The 3,785-nt window shown below is 31.5% G+C and carries 4 protein-coding genes; all 4 read right to left on the bottom strand.

Annotated features, from left to right (window positions below; translation table 11 throughout):
• Positions 1-191: 191 nt before the first annotated feature.
• The 4 genes from CLOBL_RS26895 to CLOBL_RS26880 all read right to left on the bottom strand — a co-directional run bounded on the left by CLOBL_RS26895 (position 192) and on the right by CLOBL_RS26880 (position 3,631).
• Entirely contained in the window at positions 192-863 is a 672-nt protein-coding gene (locus CLOBL_RS26895; protein WP_077861800.1) for a peptidylprolyl isomerase, read from the bottom strand.
• Between the two features lie 166 nt (positions 864-1,029).
• A complete protein-coding gene (locus CLOBL_RS26890) occupies positions 1,030-1,863 on the bottom strand; it encodes a deoxyribonuclease IV (protein ID WP_077861799.1) in 834 nt (277 codons plus the stop codon).
• Between the two features lie 83 nt (positions 1,864-1,946).
• The gene (locus CLOBL_RS26885) at positions 1,947-2,390 is read right to left on the bottom strand and encodes a hypothetical protein (protein WP_077861798.1); all 444 of its coding nucleotides are present in this window, start codon (positions 2,388-2,390) and stop codon (positions 1,947-1,949) included.
• 134 nt (positions 2,391-2,524) lie between these two features.
• Positions 2,525-3,631 carry a DUF362 domain-containing protein gene (locus tag CLOBL_RS26880; RefSeq protein ID WP_077861797.1) on the bottom strand — a complete coding sequence of 369 codons (1,107 nt, stop codon included), beginning with the start codon at positions 3,629-3,631 and terminating at the stop codon, positions 2,525-2,527.
• Positions 3,632-3,785 lie beyond the last annotated feature (154 nt).

Here is a 3,785-nt window from a genome sequence, read left to right as displayed (position 1 = left end):
CCTCAAACAAGTTGAGGACAAGCAGCAAATGGAACAACCTTTCACTAACAACTTTAAGCATCTCAATTTTAAATGCCTATTGCACAAATATGTATCTGATTTCTGGTATAGCTGCACATAAAAGTTTAACAAGCTAGATAATCATTCTATATAAAGTCAAGCTTAGAACTTATTTATCCATATTTTAAGCATTATTTTTTCTCAGGTTCTTTATATTGAACACCTTTTGTATCAACAGTAATTGATGTAATTACAACATCCTTTTTAGGTGCATCAGCTGAATTTGTCTCTACATTTTGTATCTTATCTACTACATCCATGCCTGAAATTACTTTTCCAAAAGCTGCATAATCTCCATCAAGATTTGGTGCATCACCTGACATTATAAAAAACTGACTTCCTGCACTATCAGGATCTTGTGTTCTTGCCATGGAAAGGACACCCTTTGTATGCTTCAGACTATTAGGAAAACCATTTGATGTGAATTCACCTTTTATTGAATATCCAGGTCCTCCAGTTCCATCTCCTTTTGGATCTCCTCCTTGAATCATAAAGCCTTTAATTACTCTATGAAATTTCAAGTTATTATAGAAATTCTTATTTGCTAAATCTATAAAATTATTGACTGTATTTGGAGCAGTCTCTGGATATAATTCTGCTTGGATAACACCATATCCATCTACTGTCATAGTCGCTATGGGCAAGTCCTTACTCTCGCTTGATGGACTATTCTCATTACTTTCACTTGTTTTAGATTGCGTATTAGATTCTTTTTTATTATTAACATTTCCACAACCAACTAGCACAAATAAACATGTTAACATTGTTATTAGAATAAAACTAAAATATCTTCTTACCTTCATATTTCTTCCACCTTATATGTATATTTAATATTCTAAGTATACCATAATCTTTCAAATCCTTCATAACGTTATACATAATAAATCTACATTAAAATTCTTTCTACTTATTAGAAATACTTTATTAATGATACCTCTTAATTAATTCACTCTTTAAATAAATATATTATTACATTTTATAAAGACTCTTTAATAGCTCTATTTCTTTTGCATAACCTTCTAACTCATTTGGTGTTTCAAGAAAAAATGGCAGATTGCAAAGTTTTGGATGATTAATAATATTTTTAATTCCTTCTATTCCAATAGAGCCTTCTCCTATTTTTTGATGTCTATCCTTATGACTTTCAAATGGATTCATACTGTCATTTAGATGTATTGCACATAACTTATTTAATCCAATCTTTTTATCAAATTCTTCTAATACACTATCTAGGTTATTTACAATGTCATATCCTCCATCATACACATGACAAGTATCAAGACAGACACCCATCTTATCTGATAGTTCTACCCTGCTTAAAATCTCTTGCAGTTCATCAAATGTACGTCCAATTTCAGTACCTTTTCCTGACATTGTTTCAAGTAAAACAGTTGTTGTCTGCTCTGGCTTTAATACTAAATTTAGCATATCCGATATATATTTAATTCCAATTTCTGTTCCCTGCTTAACATGGCTTCCTGGATGAAAATTATAAAAGTTATTTGGTATGTATTCCATTCTTACTAAATCATCTTCCATAATTTTTCTTGCAAAACTTCTTGTGTTCTCATCTGTAGAACAAGGATTTAGAGTGTATGGTGCATGAGCTAGTATTGTAACAAAATTATTTTCCTTAGTTAATTTTAGGAATTCTTCTACATCCTTTTCATCAATTGCTTTTGCTTTACTCCCTCTTGGATTACGAGTAAAAAATTGAAATGTATTTCCTCCTAGCTTAATAATTTCTTCTCCCATATTTTTAAAACCTTTTGATGCTGATAAATGACATCCTATCTTTAACATTTTATTACCTCCAAAAATAAAACTACACTATGGTATAATTAACATACTTATAGTGTAATTTATTTTTACTGTTTTGCATATAATTAATCTTCACTTCTAATTGTATCATTTATCATAATACTCATTAAATCATCCAAAGATACATTTTCCAATCCTTTTGGCATTTTAAAGTTAGGATCTCTTAGATCTCCTCCCATTTTATTTATTATTTGCTTTGCCTTCTCCTCATTTGGACCATCTACATTTACAATTACCCTATAATTTGCATCTGCAATTTCTTCAAATCTCCCATAACCGCTTACCATTGGACTTGCAGCAGCTAATGGCCCTGAATCATGCTTATCATTAGTAAGTACTAAGTCTGATAAGTTAATTGGATTTCTGCCTGCACCTAACTTACTTGGAGCACTTACAGCTGCATGATCATCTTTTATATCTACTACGGAATCTGTTATTCCTACCTTTTTTAACGCTTCAACCGCCTCACTAGCAGCTTTGATTCCACTGAAATAACCTTCTATTTTCATAAAAAATACCTCCAACTTTATTAATTAAGTTAAAGGTATTTTTTCACTATTACTTAACTATTATTCTTAAAATAATATAAAGGTATGTTTTTTATAGATTGAACTGCTTATTAACATAGTACAGAATACTTATCTTATATTGTAATAAGTTCATACTCTTTATTTCCAAGTCCTAATTTTACTGCATAATCAACTGCAACCTTCCAATCAGTTTCAGGGCTTACATCAGTAAAGTGGTCATGGTGCTCACAACCATTTTTCTCAAGAAGGCTTCCACTCATTACAGGCTGGTTGTTTACTGCATCAGCACATGCAATATCCAATGCAACTGGATCAAAAGATGCGAACATTCCAACATCAGGAACAATTGGTACATCATTTTCCGCATGACAATCACAATATGGAGATACATCAATTACCAAACTAATATGGAAATTTGGTCTTCCATTTAATACTGCCCAAGCATATTCAGCTATTTTTTTATTTAATATGTCATTAGATTCATCTGATGCAGGCATAACAGCATCCATAGGACAAGATCCTATACATCGCCCGCAACCAGTACACTTATCGTGATTAATGGAAGCTTTTTTCTCCTCAAGAGTAATAGCACTATGGGCGCAATTCTTAGCACACATTCCACACCCAACACATTTATCTTGAGAAACACTTGGCTTTCCGCTGCTATGCATTTCCATTTTTCCAGCGCGTGAGCCACAGCCCATACCTATATTTTTCAAAGCTCCACCAAATCCAGTTAATTCATGCCCTTTAAAATGATTTAAAGAAACAAATACATCTGCATCCATAATAGCATGTCCTATTTTAGCTTCTTTTACATATTCCCCGCCAATAACAGGAACTAAAGCTTCATCGGTACCTTTTAATCCATCGCCTATTAATATATGACAGCCTGTTGAAAAAGGGCTAAATCCATTTGTATAAGCAGAATTTAAATGATCAAGAGCATTTTTTCTTCCACCTACATATAAAGTATTACAATCTGTCAAAAATGGCATTCCGCCTAATTCTTTAACAGAATCCACTATAACTTTAGCAAAGTTGGGACGTAAAAATGCTAAATTTCCAGGCTCTCCAAAATGAATTTTGATTGCTGTGTATTTTTTATCAAAGTCAATTTGATCAATTCCTGCAGCTTTAACTAAACGTTTTAATTTCTGTAATAAATTTTCATTTCCAGTTACTTTCATATTAGTAAAATAAACTTTTGACTTCTCCATTTCAAAATCCTCCTAATAATACATATATTACATAAAGATACACTTATTATTATATTGTTTCGAGTTAACTCTAAGTCAATAGCAAAATTAAAAACAATGGCTAAAATGAAAAAGTAACTTCTTGATTGCAATACTAAATTCTTGATTAATGACT

The sequence above is a fragment of the Clostridium sp. BL-8 genome, assembly GCF_002006495.1.
Lineage (GTDB): Bacteria > Bacillota > Clostridia > Clostridiales > Clostridiaceae > Clostridium.
Note: the sequence above shows the minus strand (reverse complement) of the source record. Positions and strands in the feature narration are given on the sequence as shown.

Excerpts from the sequence above, each read along its gene's own strand:
- CLOBL_RS26890 (WP_077861799.1), bottom strand. The coding sequence starts at position 1,863 with ATGTTAAAGATAGGATGTCATTTATCAGCATCAAAAGGTTTTAAAAAT.
- CLOBL_RS26880 (WP_077861797.1), bottom strand. The coding sequence starts at position 3,631 with ATGGAGAAGTCAAAAGTTTATTTTACTAATATGAAAGTAACTGGAAAT.
- CLOBL_RS26895 (WP_077861800.1), bottom strand. The coding sequence starts at position 863 with ATGAAGGTAAGAAGATATTTTAGTTTTATTCTAATAACAATGTTAACA.
- CLOBL_RS26885 (WP_077861798.1), bottom strand. The coding sequence starts at position 2,390 with ATGAAAATAGAAGGTTATTTCAGTGGAATCAAAGCTGCTAGTGAGGCG.